Origin of the sequence: Microcoleus sp. F10-B2 (assembly GCF_036704965.1) — a bacterium.
Classification (GTDB): Bacteria; Cyanobacteriota; Cyanobacteriia; order Cyanobacteriales; family Microcoleaceae; genus Microcoleus.
In genome coordinates this window covers 1-15966 of sequence record NZ_JAUBTB010000126.1, presented here as the reverse complement: position 1 = coordinate 15966, position 15966 = coordinate 1, and the positions used below count along the sequence as shown (strand labels likewise).

The following is a 15966-nucleotide window of genomic DNA, read 5'->3' as shown; positions in this document are numbered from 1 at the left end:
ATGCTAAAACTTCGTTGTGCTTACCTCAACGACCTCTTAGCCATTTGAGGTTTTTGCAAAACCGGGATGCTCCCGTCATTGTCAGCCAAGACCGCAATGATTTTTTATTGATGAATGAAGGCTGGGAGGGTCAAAGGCGAGTTCACTACTGCCTCGTTCACGTTGAAATCCGCAACGGCAAACTGTGGATTCATTATGACGGTATTGAAGACGGGATTACCGATGAATTACTGGAGGGTGGCGTTCCTGAAAACTGCATTGTTTTGGCGTTTCATTCGCCGGAAGTACGCAAACATACTGGATTTGCGATCGCCTAAAAAGTGCGCCTGCAAAAAACAGTACACCCAAATCTCCGACTTCTTCAAGCAGTCGCGGATAAGACAGCACGATCGCATTTTACATTTTATATCAAATCCGGTAGCATCGGAATTATATAGTGCGAGCGTCTCGCTCGCGATCTATGTCGCGAGCGAGACGCTCGCACTGATACGCTCCAAATATATGATTCCAATGCAACCGGAAACGATATTAAATATTCCCTGGTTTCAACCAGCCAAAAACTTCGCCTAAAGTCAACTGCATTTCCGGCATAAAGTTAGGCATCGGAAGTATATCTGTCGGTTCTTGCAATGAAATCGGCTGCTGCCTTGCGGGATAGGCTAAAATGTTTTTTTCATCGGGATCGAGCAACCAACCCATCTGGCAACCGGCGTTCAAACAGTGCAAAATATTGTTTGTAACTTTGGTTTGGCTTTGGGCTGGGGACAATATTTCTATTGTCCAGTCTGGGTGAGCATTAAATGTATTGGCAATTTCGCCGTCAGCGTCTAGGGGGATGCGATTCCAAACAAAAATCGCGACATCGGGAACAATAGAACGTCCGCCAAAGGTACAGCGAAGTTCTGGAAATGCCCAAGCAATCCGCTGAGGTTTGCCCACTGCATTAACCGTCGTGATGAGTTCACCCTGAATTGTACTGTGTTTTCCTTGCGGCATAGGTTTTTGTAAAATCGCACCGTTGATGTATTCGCTAGCGGGTTGGGTTTCTGGGAGTTGCAAAAACTCGTCGAGGGTGATAGTTTTTTGAGGTGCTTGTACCATATCGCGATCGCCCGTTTGAAGTGTGTTCCGGTAACAGTTCCAGTATATAGCAGTTGACAGTTGACAGTTGACAGTTGACAGTTGACAGTTGACAGTGAACAGTGACTAATAACTAATGACTAATAACTAATGACTAATAAAATAATCCAAGCAATTAAATCGAGTGGTATTTTAGGAGCGATCGCCTCTTTGACTGTTTTGTTATTCGGCGGTTGGAGCGGCACCGTGATCGGCTGGCTGATGGGTACGGCGGCGGGCTTTATGAGCGGTCGCTATCGGAAGGTTTACAGCCCGAAAATGGGTGCTGCGATCGGCAGTTTAGCGGGATTGGGATTGGGAGTTTGGCTGTTAGTTGCGAGTGTGGTAGAAGGGGTTTTGATTAGACCTTTTTCTGGTCAATCTGCTGTGGCTTTGCCGACTACGCTGCTGTACGGAATTTGCAGTTTGACGATCGCAATTTTGACAGCTACGTTAATGGGTGCTTTGCAGGGTTTGCAGGGGGAACGCCAGCGGCTGGCAACTCTGGTAACATTAGCTTTTATTTTAATTCTGTTTCCGTTTATCGACATTCAAGCTCAAACCGGCTGGATTGCTACTGTAGTACAGATTCAAATCTTTATTATGCTGGCGCTGGGTTTGAATATTACTGTGGGTTTTGCGGGTTTGTTGGATTTGGGATATGCGGCGTTTTTTGCGATCGGCGCTTACACGACGGCTTTGCTATCTTCTGGGCAGTTAAATATTGCTTGGAATTTTTGGGTGGTATTGCCGATCGCGGCCGGTGTAGCTGCGATCGCGGGCGTAATCCTGGGTATTCCCACACTGCGGCTCAAGGGCGATTATTTGGCGATTGTTACCCTCGGTTTTGGCGAAATTATCCCGGTTGTCTTTAGGAATTTAACCGCGATTCGGATTGACGAACCAGTCTCGAAGATTGTCGCTTCCCTGTTGGGGAAACCCGAGTTGGTGCTGTGTCTGGTTGGGTGCGATCGACCTTTTAACCTCACCGGCGGTGAAGCGGGAATAAACCCGATCGGGCGTCCATCTCTCCCCATTGTCGGCACTTTCAGCACCGGCAACTACTTTCCTTGGTACTACCTAATTTTGCTGCTAGTTGTCTTCGCTTACTTCATGATTTCGCGGCTGCGAGATTCCCGCTTGGGGAGGGCGTGGAATGCCATGCGCGAAGATGAATTAGCGGCTAGTGCGATGGGCATTAACCTAGTCAAAACCAAACTTTCGGCTTTTGCGATGGGAGCGACGTTTTCGGGCTTTGCAGGCGCGTTTTACGCCGCCTATATCAGCGCGATTTTTCCCAGCGTTTTCGATTTCTCGGTGTCGGTAATCATCCTGTGTATGGTGATTTTAGGCGGTTTGGGCAACATGACGGGGGTGATTTTGGGGGCTATCATTATCATGTCTGCCGATCGACTTTATCTGCCACAATTAGCGCAAGTCCTCAAAGGTTTCCTGAATACTTTTGTACTCCCCAGGATTGCAATTCCCCAGTTGCAAGAGTTTCTGGCCACCAGTTTAGACCCGATTCAAATGCGCTTATTTCTCTTCGGCCTAACTCTTGTTGTCATGATGATCGTGCGGCCGGAGGGGTTGATTCCTGATAAGATACACCAAGCTGAACTGCATTCGGATGCTGAAGCGAGCAATGAGTCTTTAGCAGATTCGAGAAGTCAATAAATAGGTAAGGGCAAAAACCATAGTATTTTGTATGTGGGTTTAGCTAAGAATCTAGGATGCAAGGGAGTTTATGACTGTAAAACTCCCCTCCCCATCTAATGTTTATTTGTAACCGACTACTTAGTAAGGATGAAAGATTAGCCATGAAAAATGTAACTGGTACTGCTTTTATCGTTGCGGAATTTAGAGCAGAAGAGAATGAAGAGGCAATTCCTCTTTACACTGATAATGTAGTAAAAATTTGGCTCAACGAGGAAACAAAAGAAATAGCTGCAAAAATAGCTCAAAACTCTCCCGCAGCTAAAGAAATGGTTAAGTTGCGGACTAAATATTTTGATGATGTTTTGTCAAACCAAATTTTAGGAGGTTGCAAACAAGTAGTTATTTTAGGTTCGGGTTTGGATACTCGCGCTGCTAGAATTAATGGAGAAGGAGTGATTTATTTTGAAATAGACGACCGCGCGACTCTTCAATTAAAAGAAGAAACTCTCAAAGCTAACAAAGTTACTGCTAATGTTCGCTACCTTCCCGGCGACTACGTAAAAGATGGTTTAATCCCCTTGCTGAAACAGAGTGCATTTGATTTCGCTCGACAGACATATTTTTTGTGGGAAGGCAACACTACATTGCTTGACAAAAAAGATGTAATATTTGTGTTAGAACAAATTCGCGACAACGTTCATAATTTTCGAGTGTCCTTTGATTATATGTCGGAAAAGGTGATTTTGAGAACGACGGGCTACCAAGATATCAATGATTACATAGATAAATACGAAAGTATGTATGCACCGTGGATTACTGGGTTTGAAAACATTGCCACTTTGGCTGACGAACTCAATCTCAAAGTTATTGAAAACTTTTCGACTGCCGATTTACACGCACAATATCGCCCTCGCCGTTCGCTAGAATCTAATCTTTTTAAGTTCTATTTTGTTTGTACGTTAGAGAATATGTCCTAAAAAGTCCCAATCTCAAATTGATTCGCGTGCGTGAAAGCTTGCGAGCATCCAGATCGCACTACTATAAAATCTTAGAAAACAGAAGCAAAATGTCATTATTAGAAGCACAGAAACTTACAATGCGATTCGGCGGTTTGACTGCGGTCAACCAGGTTAGTTTAACCTTAGAAAAAGGATCGATCGCTAGTTTGATCGGCCCCAACGGTGCGGGCAAGACTACTTTTTTTAATATGCTGACAGGTATCTACAAACCGAGTGGCGGACAGTTGGTACTTGAAAATAAAAATATCACGGGTTTACCGCCGGATCGCCTGACAACTTTCGGCATTGCTAGAACTTTTCAAAATATCCGTTTGTTTAACAACATGACTGTGCTGGATAATGTTTTAGTAGGTAGACACTGCCGATTAAAAACAGGTTTGTTGGGTGCCATCCTCCGCCCTCCGGCTGTGATTGTAGAAGAGCGGGAAGCTAAGAAAAAAGCCTTGCTTATGCTTGATTTTGTCGGTTTAGGTGCTTCTAAAGCGTCGGAGTTGGCAAAAAACCTTTCCTACGGCGACCAGCGCAGATTGGAAATTGCCAGGGCTTTGGCTTCCGATCCGAAAGTGTTGCTTTTGGACGAACCGACTGCCGGGATGAACCCGAACGAAACGGCTGATTTAACTCGCTTTATTTATCGGATTCGCGATGAGTTGAATTTGAGTATTTTGCTGATTGAACATGATATGAAAGTCGTGATGGGAATTAGCGATCGCGTCAGTGTTATGGAGTACGGTACTAAAATTGCTGAGGGAACTCCGGCCGAAGTTCGCGCAGATCCTCGCGTAATTGAGGCATATTTGGGAAAAGAAGAAGATGGCAATGGGTAATTGGTAAGGTTCGCCGCAGCGCACCTGATATCATTTCCGTTGGATTCGGACTTGTATGATGTTAAATTTTGTATGGGCGGGTAAACCTGCCAATTATTGGCCATAAGAGACAATCTCATAAATCCGCCCCCGCCCATACTACTCGATCGATGTTTGGGATCGTTCCTCAACTTTTGATGTAACTTTCAGACAATATATTCTAAAAAGTAATCATGCTAGAAATTAAAGACATTCACACCTACTACGGAAATATCCACGCTCTCAAAGGAGTATCGCTAACAGTCTCGCAGGGAGAAGTTGTGACATTAATCGGCAGCAACGGGGCGGGGAAAACTACAACTCTCCGCACGATTCAAGGACTGCTGCGCCCGCGCCAAGGCACTGTATTATTTGAGGGAAAGCCTTTAGAAGCACTATCGACAGAGGCGATCGTCCGTTTGGGGATTTCTCAAAGTCCCGAAGGGAGGCTAATTTTTCCGCGAATGACGGTGCAAGAAAATTTGGAAATGGGTGCTTATCTCCGCAACGATACTCTCGGTATCAAGTCAGATATGGAAAAAGCATTAAATTTATTTCCTCGTTTGCGAGAAAGAATTAGTCAAAAAGGGGGAACTCTCAGCGGCGGCGAACAGCAAATGTTGGCGATCGCCCGGGCTTTGATGTCGCGCCCGCGCTTGTTATTATTGGACGAGCCGAGTATGGGATTGGCACCGATGTTAGTCAGTCAAATTTTTGCGATCGTCCGCGATATTAATGCTGAAGGAACAACTATTTTACTGGTAGAACAAAACGCCCGCATGGCTTTAAGTGTAGCCCACCGCGGCTATGTCATCCAAACCGGTCAGGTTGTAGTGGCTGGTACTGCTAGCGATTTGCAGTCAAATGAAACTGTTCGCAAAGCGTATTTAGGTGAAAGTTAAATAGCTATTCTGGTAATCGGTAACGGCAATTCCCAATTGGCAATTACCAATTACCCATTAGCAATTACCCCATTTGCGATCGCAACTTCCCCGTTTTCAATTCCATCTCAAAAGCCGCCCGCACCTTTTCCCACTCCGCTTGGGCTTCCAACAGGCGATCGCGCGCCGTAATCGCATCAAAAATCTGTTCCCCTCCAGACTCAACCGCCACGCGGCCCATATACTCCAACTCCTTGCAAACTTCAGAAAAAGACACGGCTCCTAAATTGGCGCTGCTCGACTTCAGCGTGTGAGAAGCCAGCTTCAAACTATCAGCATCGCCGAGAAAAATAGCCTCCTTAATTGTTTCTAAATGCTGCGGTGCATCTAACAAATATATCTTAATCAACTCCCCCAAAAAATCCGGGTCTTCCTCATCATCTAGCTCGCGGAGATTCTGCAAAATATGAAAATCAATCGGCGAATCTGCTCCCCGTTGAACGCTCGAATCTCCAGCACCCGCACTGTCAACTTTGTCAGCCACATCTGGATTTTTCGGCTCAGTAACTGCCTCCCATTCACTCCGATCTAGAGGTTGGCACTTGCTCAGGGCGATCGCCAACTCTTCCCGGCGCACGGGCTTAGTAATATAATCGTCCATACCTGCTTCCAGACACTTTTCGCGATCGCCCTGCATCGCATTAGCAGTCATCGCAATAATTCTCGGCTTCTTGTTAGCGGGCCATTCCTGACAAATCCGGCGCGTCGCTTCCAACCCGTCCATCTCCGGCATCTGCACGTCCATCAGCACAACATCGTAAGATTGCCGCTTGCACGCCTCCAAAACCTCCAACCCATTAGCCGCAATATCGGCGCGATATCCTATCCTGTCGAGCAAATGCGTAGCGACTTTTTGATTGACCACATTGTCCTCGGCAAGCAAAATCCGAATCTGGCTAGAATTAGCTGCATCATGTCCGGCCGAATTGCTCGCAACCTGCCTCAAAACCGCAGGCGTCCGCTGCACGCGGTGCTGTTCTTGAGAATTTTCAAAATACTTCAATCCCGAAGTCAAAGTAGCCACATTTGAAAGTTCTCCCTTACCGCTTCGCCCAGTAACATATCCAAAAACTTGCAGCAACACATTATAAAACTGGGACTGTTTGAGAGGCTTAGTTAAAAAAGCAGAAAAATGTACTTCTGTAGTTTCAAGTTTTTTCCAAACTTCCGCCTTGCTCAAATAAGTAAACAGCACCAAAGGCAGCGCAACTTTGCGAGGACTTGTAACTTTGATGGCATTCTGATTTAGCCCGTCACCGCCAAACAAATTGCTCATCTCAAGTTTTCGCATCTCCACAGCCAAAGCCACACCATCCATATCTGGTAGATTCATCGCCAAAATAGCTAAATCGAGCGCCGAGTTTTCTTTGATAATTTCCAAAGCCTCAGCACCAGAAGTTACGGCCACGGGGATCATTCCCCAAGACTCAGCCTGCCGGATCAAAACTTGCCGATTAATGGCATGATTCTCAACAATTAACAAACGTTTACCAGCAGCAAATTCCGGCAGTTTTTCCTCAGCATGGCCCTCCGTGGCTTCAGCAATCACCGTGAAATAAAAAATAGAACCAGAACCCGATATCGATGGCGGAGCAAATCCTGCAGGCGACCTTCCAGCGATACTTTGTCCGATCGCAGAAACTGCAGGTTGAGACTTGGAACTTCCCGGATTAACTTGACTGACAACCCACATTGTACCCCCCATCAGATCGCTCAAACGCTGGCTGATAGCCAGTCCCAAACCCGTGCCGCCGTAATGTCGGGTTGTCGAAGCATCCACCTGCGAAAAAGCTTTAAACAGGCGATCGATCCGGTCTGGCGGAATGCCAATTCCGGTATCTTGGACAGCAAATTGAATCTCGTATTGTCTCCTACCTGCCAACTCTCCCTGTTTAATTGCTAGCGATTGCGGGTCTAGAATATTGATTATTTCCTGCGAAATCTTAGCAGCTACAGGCTCGATTTGCCTAGCCGTACAGCAGACCACAATTTCGCCGGATTCTGTAAACTTAACTGCATTTCCTAGTAAATTTACCAATATTTGGCGGAGCCTCGTGACATCTCCTAAAATCTTTTTGGGAACAGAATCGTCTATGAAATAAGCTAACTCTAAACCTTTTTCCGACGCTCTCGGAGCCAGCAATTCCAGAGCTTCTTCTATACTGTTTTGCAGATCGAAGGGGCTGCATTCCAAATCCATTTTTCCAGATTCAATCTTGGAAAAGTCTAGGATATCGTTAATAATAGTTAGCAAAGCATCGCCGCTGGTGCGAATTGTCTCCACAAAATCGCGCTGTTCAGGAGTTAGTTCCATATCGAGCAGCAAACCCGTCATCCCGATTACCGCATTCATCGGAGTGCGGATTTCGTGACTCATCGTTGCTAAAAATTCGCTCTTAGCTCTGTTAGCAACTTCTGCGGCTTGTCGCGCGTGATCCAAAGCTTCATTTTGCTCTGCCAACTGTCGCTGTCGGTGAACTTCCGTTTCTAAAAGTTGTGCTTGAGCTAACGTAATTCCGACTTGAGCCGCAACATCTTCTAACAGTTCAATTTCGTCGGGAGTCCACTGGCGAGTTGCATCGCACTGGTGCAAAGTAATAATTCCATTCGGTTCTCCTTGATAGGAAGTGCGAACCGCCAACATAGATTTTAGTCCGATGCGCCGGCACATCGGCCCCGAAGATTCGAGCAAAGGATCGGCAAACACATCGGGAGAGGCCAAGGCTATATCTTCAGCTAGGAGTTTTTCTGTGTAGGGGTTGTAAGTGACAGAAAGTTCTAAATCTAAAGCCGATTCGTGACCTGGTTCTAAGTATTCCGCGACGCAAGGAAGGTGGGGATAAGGTTCGGAAAGATAGGTATGAATTGTACAGCGATTGACGCCAAAGACCCGGCCGATTTGGGTGGCGGTAGTCTGAAAAATTTCTTGAGTATCTAAGGTCGATCGCACTTTTTGAGTGATTTGTTTAAGGAGTAAGACGCGCTGGTACTGACGCTGCAAAGTTCGCTCTCGCTCTTCGCGGGCAATTTCCGCGCCGATGTAATTGCCCATCAACTTTAAAATTTCAAAGTTCAGCGGTTTCAAAGGAGATTTAGTGGTGCGGGAAGTAAAGCTCAAAGTGCCAAAAATCCGCCCTTGCACTATTACCCTAGTCCCCACAAAAGCCTCCAACTTGCGGACGCTGTAAGCGGGGTGGTTGCGCCACTGAGTAGTGCCGGCTGATTCGACAGAAATAGGTTCGCTCGATCGCAAAACTTCTCGCTCAAAGGTTCTGCTCAAAGCAAAACCGTCTCCTTTAGCAAATCCAAAGGGAAAATCTTCCGGTACATAAGCCGCGATCACTTCGTAGCGATCGCCCAAAACCCTTCCCAACAGCCCGATATCCATCCCAAACTGACTGCAACCCATTGCCAGCAACCGGATCGTTCGATCGTCAAAAGAGCCTTCGGAGCTCACCATTACCTCGTAGAGCGATCGAATTGCCCGCTCGCTTTCCCGCAGTTCCTCAACCCCTTCGAGGCGGTTGCAGACATCGTGCAAAGTCCCTAAAATTCCGGCTATTTCGCCTTGGGAATTCCGCCGGACTTGGGCAAATATTTCAACGGAAACAAAGCCGACATCACTGTGGATTACCAAGGAGTTTTGTCCCGACTCCGACTTGTACTTAAATCGCACTTCTCGCCGTTCAAATTCCGACTTTCCCGACAGCAAAGACTCCAATAAATTTGCACATTCCGCGCGTTCATCTGGATGAACCCAATCTAAAAAATTAGTTTGCAAACTTTCGGAAACCGAAAAATGTGTAATTTCCGTCCAAGCGTGGTTGAGAAATGTCCAAACTCCCGCCGCATCTATCTGGAAAATTACTGTTGCTTTCAAAGAATCAAATAGTTGAAATTGATCCCGATCGTGTTCGCGGCTTTTAACTTCTAACTGCTTGTTTGGAGTAATATCTGTATGAGTTCCTACTACCCGCAGGGGTTTGCCAGTAGCGCTGCGCAAAACTTGACCCCGGTTCAGCACCCAGATAGTGCTGCCGTCTTTGCAGTACATCCGATATTCTGCTGCAAAATCCGCTGTCTTTTGGGCGAAGTGATCTTCTAAAGCTGCCTTTACTCCCTCAATGTCATCTCGGTGAATGCGACTCCACCATTCCGATCGGCGATTCAAGATTTCCCCTTCTTTGTAGCCCAGCATTTCTTGCCATCGCGCAGAATAAAAAAACTCATCAGTTTCGAGATTCCAATCCCAAATCCCCTGATTGTTGACGGCAGGGGGGAGATTTGGGGGCAAGGCGAAACTGTTTTGATAAATTTCTGCACCTCGGGGGCGATTGGCTGCCGGAATCTGTATTTCTGCCGAGAGTTTTTTGTATTGAGCGTTGCTAGCTTCTAGCTGGCGCTGCAAAGCGATCAAGCCAGAATGCAGAGATTTTGAATCCAGCGCTTGTAAAAGGATAGTTTTAGGATTGATAATCCCGATCGGGTGATTGCTTTCGTTGATGACTAATAAAGGCAACTGACAGTAGTTTTTTTGCAGCAGGGCGACTGCTGCTTCGAGGGTAGAGTGCGATCTTATTAGCGGCGGCGAACTGTTGCAAATCGCTCCCGCTTTAATTTTGTTCGAGTCTCTTCCCAGCGCCTGCAACTGCACGATGTCCCGCGAACTTACCACGCCAACCAGTTTGTGAATGTTGGGATTTGTAAATTTGGAATTTAGAGCAGAACCAGTCGAATGTTGTTCGGGGGTTTCAGTAATTAATACATAGCTAACATTGTGTCTAAACATCAGTTGCGCCAAATAGCGCACCGAAGAAGTAGCAGGAGCGTGAATAATTCGCGAGGCTGCGATTTGAGGGATTTGATAAAGTTTAATTAAATGAGCTGGCAGCTCTAATTTCGGATGCAAAATTGGCAGGGGCGGAGGGAACGCGAAGCCCGCCGCAGGTGGCGAAGGGCTACTGACTTTTTGTGGCGATTCCCCAATGTCCTGCAATAGTTGCACCAAACTTTGAGAGCTAATTAAACCGACAAGTTCTTCAGCGTCGCTGACGACAGGCAAATGGCCGATCTGATTTTTTTCCAGTAGATTTGCTAAGGCAAAAAAGTCGGGAATTTCCGATTCTCGGGCTACAGTTACCGTTCTAATCATGATTTGCTCGATCGCAAATCCCCTCAAAGCAGCGCCGATCGAATTTAGCTGTACGACATCTCGCGCTGTAAAAATCCCCAGCACCGTCTGGCCGCCCGGATAGAGAGCTTTTGAGCCGTTGAGATGGAGGCCGTTGAGCGATGGCGGTAACGCAGGCGGTACGCCGTTGTAGAAACCGGAGTTGTCCCCCAATTGCGGGGAAGTCCCGTTCGTGGGATTGCCGAGTTGAGAATTCCCGCGCGGTTCTACCACGAGGACGTAACTGGCTCCTGTGCTGCTCATCAGCTCGATCGCCTTTTCTATCGGCGTCTCAGGGGTGACGGTGAGGGGATTGCGGTTGATGACCTGACTGAGGGAGGGAATAAACATCAGGGGGCATAAAAGTGATATTTGTTGGAAAAACCCGATCGCGGGCAGCAGGTTGATTGAGAGGCATTGCGTGCGAGGTTTCCAAGCGCGCTCAAAGTTTCTGTACGATTAAACTCACCCCTACTTCCAGCATCTTGGCATTTAAAATTAATTGCGTGCCAAATCTTGACATGGGACGGGTTCTGAAAGTCAGAACCAATGCTATCTGCCAGAGGGCCCAGATGAATGCTGGCCGGCAATTCCTCGCCTAGCCTAACTGCTGCGGGTTTACGAGCAAGAATTTCTGCGATTGTCTAGACTGCACCATACTTTCTTGCCTTCAACGGAACTCGATCGGATTCTGTTTGAGGCAAGATACCTACACGCTAACAATTTACCAGCGACAGGAGGGGGATCACAACAGGACGATTTAGGTATTTTAACTGTGCAATTAGCGGGGAGAGAGGGAGAGGGGGAGAGGAGGAGAGGGGGAGAGGGCGAAACAGCCAGAAAATAAATAATTCGGATAATAACTAATTCTATGTTATCCCAATTCTGACCCCTAGGATTTGAGATTCAATTCTGGCGATCGAACTTAATGAGAATAGCGCTCTTCCCCGCACCGCAAAAGTCGGATTGCCGCCCTTGAGCGTTAAGCTGCCAACAACCTCATCCATTGCCTTCAAACTCAACTCACGCACCGTACCATTCCCGGTTTTTATCAGAGCCGAAATATCGGCATTAACAGTGTAAGATTTGGCTCGGTAGTTGACAGCCAGCAAGTAAACATTGTTCCTATAATCGAGATTTGCAACTGCCATTAAATCAGAACTGTTAGTGATAGGAAACAAGCTAGCTTTCCCGCCCTGCAAAGCTCTAATTCCCATCCGCAAAGCAGAGTAGCCGGCGCGCCGCTGGCCGGATAGCCCCAGCAAACCTTCTGGCAGTCCGGGCTTTCCCCAGCCGTACAAACAGAATATGTGACTGCCGTAAATACAATTATCTCCCAATTGGGAGCCTCGAATCAAATTTTTAATCAAACTTAAAGCTAAAGATAAATCGTTATACCTAATCCCGTAAATTCCCCATTCTCCTACCCAAAACTGCGAGTTAACGGGGACAGTACCGTTCATCCAGCCGCGCGCTTTGCGGGTGTAGTTAGAAATATCTGCATCGTAGTTGTGGACATTGACTGTATTGAAATAATTAATACGGTATTTCCTGCAAAGCAAAAGCGGGCAAATTGCTGCCACCTACGGTTTTCGGGCAGTGGATGCGTTAAGTGCGATCGGGCAAATAAGTTTTGTAAACAAAGTCGATCGCATCTTTTGCCACCTTAACCAATTGAAAATAGTCAGCCCTAGTCCCGCCCCAACCCCGATCGCGATTGTCCGGTTCGTTGTGAATTTCTCAATCATCAACGCGGTAATCATTGCGAACATTCAGCCAATAAACCGTAGCAAAAACCTGTTCCCACCACTCGTTCCAATCTTTTTGGTGGCGCGGCGGATTCAGTTCAGCGCCCAACTCGGATTCCAGCTATTATCAACATTCCGAATACTCACCACCGGGCGAATATTTGCTTGTTTAAGAGTATTAAAAATAGTCCTGGCATTGCCTTGCCAAACCGTACCGGGTTGTCCCGACCACCAATAATCGCTACCCTGGGGCGGATTAGTCATAATCTGATCCCAATGCGCCCAATTAATTATATTGGGATTTGTCTTAATTTCGTCAATAGATGGCCAACCGTATTTACCGTCGTCGTCTTCAGCTTCCCACCGGGACATCCCGCCGTAAATGCGGTAGGTATTAATTCCCAAATCTTGCAAATCTTTGATGTCGAAATTGATATTGCCCTCGACTGCACCGATGTAGCGAGTGCTGACACCCGCAGCAGTGCCGGAAATTTTAATTGTTTCGATGTTTTGAGCAAAAGTTGTCGTTCCGATGAACAACTCTAGGCTGAGGGCAATTAAAAGCCCTAGAAACAAATTCAGAATTCTATTTTTTGATAACACGTGATTATTAACTACTAATTTAGGTTATTTTATGCCCGAGGTAAAGAGACCCATCGCTAATCTAACTCGACGGGCGATCGAGTGGGTTAGCTGTTGTAATAAAAAAGCATTAACTATACCAATTTAAATAATTAATACATAAAGTAAAATAGCACGAGTAGCAGTCAAAAGTGAAGGTTCACCTCGAACAACCACAGTAAAATATTTGGGTATAACAATTAACCCTATAAATTGCGTTAAATATCTGGCGGGTGACAACGCCGCCGGAAACCCAGACAGCGCTCATATTTGATCGACTTGTGTTAAAAAAAGATAGGTCAAACTAAAGTTACATTCGACCTATCAAAATATATGTTAAGCTGTTTCGCATTTAAACTGGTATAATAATAAATCACAAGTCACAGAAAAGCCAGAAGTATGCCAGCAAAAAATCATCTAAATGCAGAGCAAGTCAAAAAGCTTCAACAAACATTAAAACAAGAAGAAAATGGAGAAATTAGAGAGAGAATCTTAATCTTACTATTGCTCAATGATGGAAAGACGCAAAAAGAAATTGCTAAATTTATCGGGTGTTCGCCCAACAAAATCTGTTTCTGGTGCGTGCATGGCGATCCAGATAATTTAGAGAGTCTTAAAGATGAGAAGATGAAAGGAAACCATCACAAAGCCACAGAAAAATACATAGAGATATTACTAGAAACAATTGACAAATCTCCTCAAGAGCTAGGATATGAATTTGGTCGATGGTCAGCTAAAAGATTGGCTACTTATTTAGAAGAAGTGACTGGAATTAAGTTAAGTGGCTCACAAGTCTGGAGAATTATTTCAAAAAAAAAGTACGTTTACCTGTGGTCAAAATATAGCCTAGAGCACAAACAAGATCCAGAAAAAAGAAAAGCTTTTAAAGAGAAACTAGAGGAATATTTAAGAATAGAAAAAGAAAGTCCTACTCGCCTTCAGGTATGGTTTTGGGACGAAAGTGGATTTAGTTTAAGGGTGATTAGGAGAAAGACTTGGGGCAAAAAAGGACATCGCAAAAAAGTGAGGGGAGATAGAAGAAAAGGAAGAGTGAATGCCATGGGAGCAATCAGGTATTCAGACAAAAAAAGATTTGTTGAGTTTCTCAGTAAAAGTAACTCTAATAGTTTCTATAAAGTCTTGAAACTATTTGATCGATATTTAATAAGTGAATGGGTAGAAGCGGGAAACAATCGAGAAGATTTTACCGAAAAAGGGTGTCAAATAGTGATCGTATTAGATAATGCCAGCTTTCACAAGAAACAAGACTATATCCAGATAATAACAACAGAAATGCCTAACATTCATCTGGAATACTTACCTGAATATAGCCCCGACTATAACTTGATTGAGTTGGTATGGCATTCAGCCAAAGAATATATTGCTAATCGACTTTTTAAATCTATTGAAGAATTAGAATTTTTGTTGCATAAGCTTTTAAATGAAGGAGGATTAGTTATCAAATGGGGACGAAAACTTAAAAATAAAGGAAATGCCGTTATCACAATTTAAATGCGAAACAGCTTACCTAAATTCTATCAGACTCACTTTCAAAGACAACAATCCCGCTCTCTGTTTTTAGTTCTAGAAATAGTGCTTAACCTCCAGCCCTGTCAAGGTAGGTCTTAAAATCTCTCTAATAGTCTAGGGATTTGGAATTCAGGCTTGAGGCTTTAAACGGAACTTACCCCAGCAGGGGGTAGTTTCGGTGGCTGTATTCTTTGAGCTGTATTCGTTTTAGCGATTTGGCAGTTCCAATTTTGTAGCCATGTATTTAAGATTTTCTTAATATTTAGAACCAAAGTATTGCTGTATCATAAAATTAACTCAAACCCCCTCCACATAAGGGTTGTAAAAAGTTGTAGTCATGTACTTGATTTTCCCGCTCCCGGAAAGTCTTGCCCTGTAATGGTTTCAGAAGAAATGAATCTTATGTGCGGGGTAAGTTCCGTTTAAAAATTTTTACTCTATTAAGCAGCCCTGTCAAGGTGGTGAAGAAGACCCTCAAACCCTTGAAATATCGAAGGCTGCGATCGTTAAATCTGATTCTTTTAACAGGTGATTAAGAATAAACTAGGTTGATTGCCGATCGCCCAACGGTAGGATGAGGTAAAGCCGGTCGATCACACCAATACGCTATGAGGGGCAGTGTTCACCCACAAACTACGAGATTTCAGGCGTTTAAGAGAGTTATATACCAGGCTCGGTACTTACGCCAGACAGGGCGGGTCATCAGCGTCAATCGATTTTAGATTTTAGATTTTAGATTTTAGATTGACTTGCGCGAGATAAATGCGGGGGCTTGAGGATTTTAGATTTTAGATTTTGGATTGATTCCACGGATAAATCACGTGGCGGGTACCATCAAGAAATTCTTGGTCAAGCCGATCGCATTTGCCACATAACCGCAGCGTGAAACATCACTAAATTGCGCGCTGCGGTTATGCGGCAATGTTTTTTGAGCACGGATTATATCTAGTGTCAGAGGAGTAAATGTTGAGATTTATTTGGCTGTTCAGTCGTCTTTAGACGAATGCGATCTGTGAGGCGCGAGTTTGATCACCCGACGGGCTATAGCAAAAAGGGCGTTGCTTAATACAGGGATGAATTGAATAGTTCGGAATTGCCATCAGCCAAGTATGGTGAGTTTTGTAACTTCCGACAAAATTTGGTTCATACCGTTAATCAGCAACGCCGCAAAAAGTTCTTTGCCGTGTAACTGGTTCCCAGGATCTTCCTAGGGACGAGGAAAAATATCTGCGTTAATCGGGAGCATCCCGGTTTTGTAAATGGTTAAAAGTATGATATGAGCCAAAATTTTTCGCCCTGCGCTACATGATAGAA

General features: G+C 45.2%; 10 protein-coding genes. 6 read left to right on the top strand and 4 right to left on the bottom strand.

Going from position 1 to position 15966, the window contains the following annotated elements:
• The first annotated feature begins 14 nt into the window (after positions 1–14).
• Positions 15–317: a XisI protein gene (locus QUA99_RS29660; RefSeq protein ID WP_333244117.1), complete on the top strand. Its 303-nt coding sequence runs from the start codon at positions 15–17 to the stop codon at positions 315–317.
• A gap of 211 nt (positions 318–528) precedes the next feature.
• Here QUA99_RS29660 and QUA99_RS29655 read toward each other — a convergent pair whose 3' ends face one another.
• Entirely contained in the window at positions 529–1101 is a 573-nt protein-coding gene (locus tag QUA99_RS29655; RefSeq protein ID WP_333244114.1) for a Uma2 family endonuclease, read from the bottom strand.
• Positions 1102–1230: 129 nt separating this feature from the next.
• On the opposite strand from QUA99_RS29655, the gene QUA99_RS29650 reads away from it, so the two are divergent.
• The 4 genes from QUA99_RS29650 to QUA99_RS29635 all read left to right on the top strand — a co-directional run bounded on the left by QUA99_RS29650 (position 1231) and on the right by QUA99_RS29635 (position 5544).
• Positions 1231–2796 (top strand): ABC transporter permease subunit, encoded by a 1566-nt coding sequence (locus tag QUA99_RS29650; RefSeq protein ID WP_333244111.1) that lies wholly within the window; start codon positions 1231–1233, stop codon positions 2794–2796.
• A gap of 143 nt (positions 2797–2939) precedes the next feature.
• Complete coding sequence (locus QUA99_RS29645) at positions 2940–3755, top strand: class I SAM-dependent methyltransferase (protein ID WP_333244108.1); 816 nt, start codon at positions 2940–2942, stop codon at positions 3753–3755.
• Positions 3756–3844: 89 nt separating this feature from the next.
• Positions 3845–4624: an ABC transporter ATP-binding protein gene (locus QUA99_RS29640; RefSeq protein ID WP_333244105.1), complete on the top strand. Its 780-nt coding sequence runs from the start codon at positions 3845–3847 to the stop codon at positions 4622–4624.
• A gap of 212 nt (positions 4625–4836) precedes the next feature.
• Positions 4837–5544: an ABC transporter ATP-binding protein gene (locus QUA99_RS29635; protein ID WP_006631855.1), complete on the top strand. Its 708-nt coding sequence runs from the start codon at positions 4837–4839 to the stop codon at positions 5542–5544.
• Positions 5545–5608: 64 nt separating this feature from the next.
• On the opposite strand, the gene QUA99_RS29630 is transcribed toward QUA99_RS29635, so the two are convergent.
• From QUA99_RS29630 to QUA99_RS29620, 3 genes are all read right to left on the bottom strand, one after another.
• Positions 5609–11104, bottom strand: coding sequence for a response regulator (locus tag QUA99_RS29630; protein ID WP_333244102.1), 5496 nt, complete (start codon positions 11102–11104; stop codon positions 5609–5611).
• 518 nt (positions 11105–11622) lie between these two features.
• Positions 11623–12336, bottom strand: coding sequence for a hypothetical protein (locus tag QUA99_RS29625; RefSeq protein ID WP_333244099.1), 714 nt, complete (start codon positions 12334–12336; stop codon positions 11623–11625).
• A gap of 258 nt (positions 12337–12594) precedes the next feature.
• The gene (locus tag QUA99_RS29620; protein ID WP_333411533.1) at positions 12595–13077 is read right to left on the bottom strand and encodes a hypothetical protein; all 483 of its coding nucleotides are present in this window, start codon (positions 13075–13077) and stop codon (positions 12595–12597) included.
• A 444-nt stretch (positions 13078–13521) separates the two neighbouring features.
• Between QUA99_RS29620 and QUA99_RS29615 the strand changes: the two genes are divergently transcribed.
• A complete protein-coding gene (locus QUA99_RS29615) occupies positions 13522–14634 on the top strand; it encodes an IS630 family transposase (protein WP_333244093.1) in 1113 nt (370 codons plus the stop codon).
• Positions 14635–15966: the final 1332 nt, after the last annotated feature.